General features: G+C 51.0%; 6 protein-coding genes. 5 read left to right on the forward strand and 1 reads right to left on the reverse strand.

What is annotated here, in order from left to right:
• Nucleotides 1-40 precede the first annotated feature (40 nt).
• Nucleotides 41-1,801 (reverse strand): alpha-glycosidase, encoded by a 1,761-nt coding sequence (locus tag L693_RS0115750; protein ID WP_025718136.1) that lies wholly within the window; start codon nucleotides 1,799-1,801, stop codon nucleotides 41-43.
• Between the two features lie 149 nt (nucleotides 1,802-1,950).
• Between L693_RS0115750 and L693_RS0115755 the strand changes: the two genes are divergently transcribed.
• The 5 genes from L693_RS0115755 to L693_RS0115775 form a co-directional block, all read left to right on the forward strand.
• Nucleotides 1,951-2,625, forward strand: coding sequence for a response regulator transcription factor (locus L693_RS0115755; RefSeq protein WP_025718138.1), 675 nt, complete (start codon nucleotides 1,951-1,953; stop codon nucleotides 2,623-2,625).
• Complete coding sequence (locus tag L693_RS0115760) at nucleotides 2,625-4,055, forward strand: sensor histidine kinase (RefSeq protein ID WP_025718140.1); 1,431 nt, start codon at nucleotides 2,625-2,627, stop codon at nucleotides 4,053-4,055. Before L693_RS0115755 ends, L693_RS0115760 begins: the two co-directional genes overlap by 1 nt.
• A 59-nt stretch (nucleotides 4,056-4,114) precedes the next feature.
• Nucleotides 4,115-5,032, forward strand: a complete 918-nt coding sequence (locus L693_RS0115765) for an ABC transporter ATP-binding protein (RefSeq protein WP_025718142.1) — start codon at nucleotides 4,115-4,117, stop codon at nucleotides 5,030-5,032.
• Complete coding sequence (locus L693_RS0115770) at nucleotides 5,029-5,745, forward strand: ABC transporter permease (RefSeq protein ID WP_025718144.1); 717 nt, start codon at nucleotides 5,029-5,031, stop codon at nucleotides 5,743-5,745. The genes L693_RS0115765 and L693_RS0115770 overlap by 4 nt, the downstream gene beginning before the upstream one ends.
• Nucleotides 5,745-6,000 (forward strand): ABC transporter permease (locus tag L693_RS0115775; protein WP_025718146.1); only part of this gene is annotated, 256 nt, incomplete at its 3' end. The genes L693_RS0115770 and L693_RS0115775, both read left to right, overlap by 1 nt.

Genomic DNA, 6,000 nt, shown 5'->3' on the forward strand with positions numbered 1-6,000 from the left:
TGTTTGTTTAGTCTCTCACCAGTATGAACCTACATAGGCATTATGTCTTTCGGACAGGTGCTGCCTTCAGTACGGCATAGCCATAGGGTAGAAGCTTGGCTTTTAAGCCTTCTGCACCTGTGGACCACTGGCTTTCGCCGAAGGCTAATTGCCATTCCTGCTCGGGGATGTCCAGTTCAAATACGTGATCCTCATCGGAACGATTGAGTAACACAAGCAGCACTTCTTCCTCGCTTCGGCGCGCGTAAGCGAGGGATGTGCTTTCCGGCTGTGCCTCCAGAAAAGTAAGGCTTCCCTTATCGCGGAGGGCCGGATGCGCCTTGCGAAGCGCAATCAGCTCGCGATAAAAGTCGAATAGCTCATGATCCTGCTTGTCGGTGTCCCACTCCATGCATTTGCGGCAGCCGGGATCGGCATCTCCATCCAGGCCGATCTCATCACCGTAATAAATGCACGGGGCGCCCATATACGTGAACTGGAACATAGCGGCTAGCCGCATCAGCCGCTTGTCACCTCCGCACAGCGTCAGCAGGCGTGGCGTGTCGTGGCTATCCAGCAGGTTGAAGGCCACCTCGGATGCCTGCTGCGGATAGCGGGCCAGCTGCTGTCCGATGGCAAAGGCGAAGCTTTGGGCATCGGTCACTTTTTTGACGAAAAAATCATTCACCGCATAGGTGAACGGATAATTCATTGTCGCATCGAACTGGTCACCCTGGAGCCATTCAGACGATTCATTCCACATTTCGCCCAAAATGTACGCATCCGGCTTGGCCTGCTTGACTGTCGTACGGAATTCTCGCCAGAAGGCGTGATCCACCTCATCAGCTACATCCAGCCGCCAGCCGTCAATGCCGATCTCCTCAATCCAATGTTTGGCCACGCCCAACAGGTACTTTTTCACCTCAGGATGCTCCGTATTCAGCTTCGGCATCATCGGCTCCAGCCCGAATGTATCGTAGGTTGGTGTGCCGTCGACTACTTCCAACGGGAAGCTATGTATATGGAACCAGTTCTTGTAGGGTGAGGCTTCGCCCTTTTCCAGCACATCAACGAATGGCTTAAAGGTACGTCCTGAATGGTTGAAAACTGCATCCAGCAGTACCCGGATCCCCCGGTCATGGCAGGCATTCACCAGTTTTTTTAATATTTCCTTGTCCCCGAAATGCGGATCAACCTCCATATAATCCTCGGTATCATATTTATGATTCGTTGTTGCCTTGAAGACAGGAGTCATATACAGAGCGCTAATTCCCAGCTTGCTCAGGTGATCCAGATGATCCAGAATGCCCTGTAGATCGCCACCGAAAAAATTGTCTCTTCGCGGCTTGCCGCCCCATGCTTCTGCACCCTGCGGGCTAATGGAGGGGGCACCGTTCGCAAAGCGTTCAGGGAAAATTTGATAAAACACGGCCTCCTTCACCCATGCAGGAGGCTTCAGAATATCAATCGGATTCAAAAACGGGTATTGGAACAGATTATCTGCATTTTGGGGTTCCTCGGTAGTAAAGTCGTTCTCATTCATCCAAAGGCGTTCCTCTCCATCTTCCAGTAAAAACCCATATTTCAGCCGGCGATGAGTAGGCTTTACAGTGCATTCATAGTAATCAAACCTGCCGTCGGTGGCAAATTTGGACATCGGAACAAGCTGCCGGGTACGTCCCCAGTCGTACTTATCTACAGTCAGAGCGTGCACGGCGGTCAGGTCATTTTTCTTGGTGCGAAGCCGTAAAAATATCGTTTCATGATCATAGCCAAAAGCCCAATTGCGCTTCGGGTGATGGTATACCGCTTCCAGTAGCATGGAATAGCCTCCTTTTTTACGAGCAATAAAATTTGAAATCGTATAGCGTATGTCGTATAAGGTAGTTATTAACCTTTTTAAGCGGGTTATGTACCATAAATGCTATAATGCCCATTACATAAAAGAAAAACGATAAGCAGGTGCCTACGATGAAAACAAATGTGTTATACATTGAAGATGATCAGGATATCGGTGCATGGATGCATCAATATTTGGAAGAACGGAACTACGCTGTAAGGTGGCTTCGCAGTGGGGATGGGGCTGTGGAGGCAGCCCGTACGTGTCAGCTCGTTATTATGGATGTGATGCTGCCTGGTCTGGATGGATTCACCATTGGCAAGCGGCTCAAGAAGGAGCGCCCGGAGCTTCCGATTCTTATGTTGTCAGCCCGTACCTCCATTGATGATAAGCTGCAAGGGCTGGATTTTGCCGACGATTATGTGACCAAGCCCTTTCATCCCGATGAGCTTATTGCACGGATGGAGGTTTTGTTGCGTCGAACAGGTGCCGCATCCCAAGAATCCATACAACTGGCACATCTCACGGTGTATCCTCCTGATAACCGTATTGTGAATTGTGATACCGGGGAAGAAATTACGTTAACAGGCAAGCAATATCATATTTTTGCTTATTTGCTGCGGCATTTGGGCCAAATTATGACCAAGGAGCAAATGTATGAGGCTGTGTGGGGCGATCCGTATATCGACGGAGATAAAACGCTGATGGTTCATATCCGGCACCTGCGCGAGAAGCTGGAGATTGACCCTGCGAATCCCCGAATCATAGAAACGATCCGTGGTGTAGGCTATCGGGTGAAGGCGTAATGAGCAGGCCACGTAATAGTTGGGGAAGGCTGCGTCGTAGCTCGGGGCTTGGTCAGGGAGGACGTTTTGGGAGTTCTCTGTTATTTCGCTATCTGCTCATTATTGTGGTAGCCATGTTGTTATTGCCCATCGTGCTGCCTGCTACGGTGCTTATTTATAGTATGTTGTCTAACTGGGAGATGAATTCCACGCCTAAAAACCCACACTATCCCTCAACTACCAGTACCGAAAGTAGCTGGCATCGTGAAGCTATAGCCTTGAAGGGGAACACACCCGAGCAAATCTCAGCCCATCTGCGCAAAATACAGCGGGATATTTTTCCCGATTCACAAATATTTTGGGTGGATGCCACCGGGAAAACAAGACTGGAGCTACCCACACAACCGGATATCCCGAATCAATGGAGTGCGGGGCAGGCTATTGCCTTTATGAAGCAAGTAAGCTACGAGGGACAGTTCACAGTAGTGGCCTTTATTGGCGGCGGCAAAGAAGATGTGAATCAGGGCTACATGGTATTAAAAGTGCCCCATTCATTCTTTGAACAGCAGCATACAGATAGCAGTATGTTGATGTACTACCTCATATTTATTGTATTGATCCTTGCAGGTTTTATATTCGTGTCTCTCCTGTTCTTTGTAGGCATTCGGCACAGACTGGTGCGGCTTCAGGCGGCCATGTCGCAACGAGGTGAGGATGGATTGCCTATCCTTGTCACCACTGGACGCCCGGATGAAATCGGCAAGCTGGAGGAGGCGTTCAATCAGATGGTTGAGCAATTGGCAGATAGCCGGGGACGTGAGCGACAGGAGGAAGAGCTGCGAAAAAGGCTGGTTGCGGATCTGTCACACGATATTCGGACACCGCTTACGGTTGTACGCAACCATCTGTACACATTGGATACGGAGAATTTGAGTGTCAAGGGAAGACAGTCCATTATGTTAATGGAAAATAAGCTGAAAGACCTCGGAAGTCTGATCGACAACCTGCTCACCTATAATCTGCTGTCGAGTGGTAAATCCACATTGAGAACCGAACCGCGCGATATCCTGCGGCTGGTGCGGGAGTGTGCAGCCAGCTGGTATCCAGTGTGGGAAAAGGAAGGCTTTGAGGTGGATATCGATCTGCCTGAGCATAGTATCATGTGGAAGGTCGATGAGCAGGGCTTCCGCCGTTTGCTGGATAATCTATTCCAAAATGTAGTTCGCCATGCTGCATCAGGTCGTTATATTGGTATTCATGTACAGGAGTATTACGGAAAATCGGCGTTAGTTATTGCAGATAAAGGGCCGGGAATGGAGCGCCAGTCTTGTGAAAAAGGAGCAGGGATTGGCTTGGCAATTACGGAATTGCTGGCTCGTGAAATGAATCTGGAGAGGGATATTGTCAGTTCCTCTGCCGGAACACAAATCCGTTTTTTAAACAAAACTTAAACAAGGGGTTCCCTCAGCTTTAAACTCGGTACGTTACGATAGGTGTCGAGGTGAGGAACTTGAACGAATATATTATTGAAACGAACGGTCTCAGCAAAATATACAAAGGCCGTGCTGCGGTTAACCAACTGGACCTGAAAATAGGGCGTGGAGATATTTACGGTTTTCTCGGCCCGAATGGGGCGGGAAAAACGACAACGATCCGAATGCTGCTTGGACTCATTCGCCCAACCCGGGGAACGATCCGCATATTCGGACAGGATATTCGGAGGCATAAGCTCGATATTTTGCGTAAAGTCGGCTCGTTGGTAGAGTATCCTTCGTATTACGGTCATTTGAACGCAATCGAAAATCTGGAGGCCATTCGCCGCATTCTGAATGTGCCCAAAGAGAATATTGCGAACGTATTGGAGGTCGTTCGACTGACCAAGCATGCCAAACGCCCGGTCAAAGGCTACTCGCTAGGCATGAAGCAGAGACTTGGCATTGCAGCGGCGCTGCTCGGGAATCCCGAAGTACTCATTCTGGACGAGCCAACGAATGGTTTGGACCCGGAGGGTATTCAGGAAATGCGCGAATTGATTCAGGCGATGCCCAAGGAACGGGGGATCACCGTACTGGTATCCAGCCATCTGCTGAGCGAGGTGGAACAGATGGCAAATACCGTCGGTATTATCCGTGAGGGCGAGCTGGTCTTTCAAAATACGATTCACAATCTCCGCCAGGAATCCGCAGGGGGCATTCGTATCGTAGTATCGGAGCCGGAAGCTGCTCAACTGATTGCACGTGAACAGGGCTACCATTCGGTGAAGGTCGGAGCTGCACTGGATTTTGAGAACATGAATGATGCGGCTGTTGCATTGCTGGTCAGAAGATTGGTCGAAAATACGCATGCCGTGTATCGTGTGGAGGAGCGCCGCAAATCGCTGGAGGATATGTTCATGCAAGTGGTGGGCAAAAGAGGGGGCTCCCTATGATGCTGCGGGCGTTGAAGGCGGATCTGCTCAAAGCACGCCGAAAGGGAATCTGGTTCCTGGTATTCCTCGGTCCCATTGGACTGGTGGCGATGCAGGGACTGAACTTCGGACTCCGCTATGACTATCTGATTCCGCGATATAGAGGCCGTTTGTGGGAAGCCTTGATGGATAACATTGCTCTGTTCGTACCTCTTGCGCTGGTGTTAGGAGCTACTATGATCGCTTCCATGCTGGCGAATGTGGAGCATTCGTCTAACTCCTGGAAGCAGCTGCTGGCCCTGCCTATTTCCAAGTTCAGCGTCTATATGGCCAAGCTCACGCTGGCCATCGGAATGCTATGCGTGTCCTGTCTGCTCCTGACAGTGGGAACGTGGGGGCTGGGAATGCTTCTTGGTTTCGGGGAAGAGTCTGCGCCGATGGGCGAATTGCTGCGGCTCGGATTTTGGCCTTTGGGCGGCACGCTGCCTGTGCTCGTGCTGCTGTTGTGGCTAACGGTCACGTTCCAAAATCAGGCGCTGCCTGTAACACTGGGCATTACGCTGGGTATCGGCAGCCTGTTTGCTTCACAGCTGTCCGAATGGTTTCCGCTGGCTTGGCCGCAATTCGCATGGGCTGCGCCTCAAGCGTGGATATTTGCGTCCATCGGCTGCGGAACGGGTGTGCTTCTCAGCCTGCTGACAGCGGCCCATTTTTGCCGAAAGGATGTGGCGTAATGTTCGGAGGATATGTACGGCTGCTTTCTGTCGAACGTATGAAAATGGCTAAATCGCCCGTCTGGCTGCTCGCACTCGTCAGTCCGGCGATTGCGGTCCTGGTTGGTCTGCTGGCGAACCCGGGAGGAAACTGGCTGTTGCTGTTGTCAGCCATGCTCACAATGCATGCGCTCCTGTTCATGCCGATGCTGACCGCCGTGTTTGGCTCCCTGGTCTGCCGATTCGAGCATGGGGGCGGCGGTTGGAAGCAACTGC

Source organism: Paenibacillus sp. 1-18 (assembly GCF_000520755.1).
Classification (GTDB): Bacteria; Bacillota; Bacilli; order Paenibacillales; family Paenibacillaceae; genus Paenibacillus; species Paenibacillus brasilensis.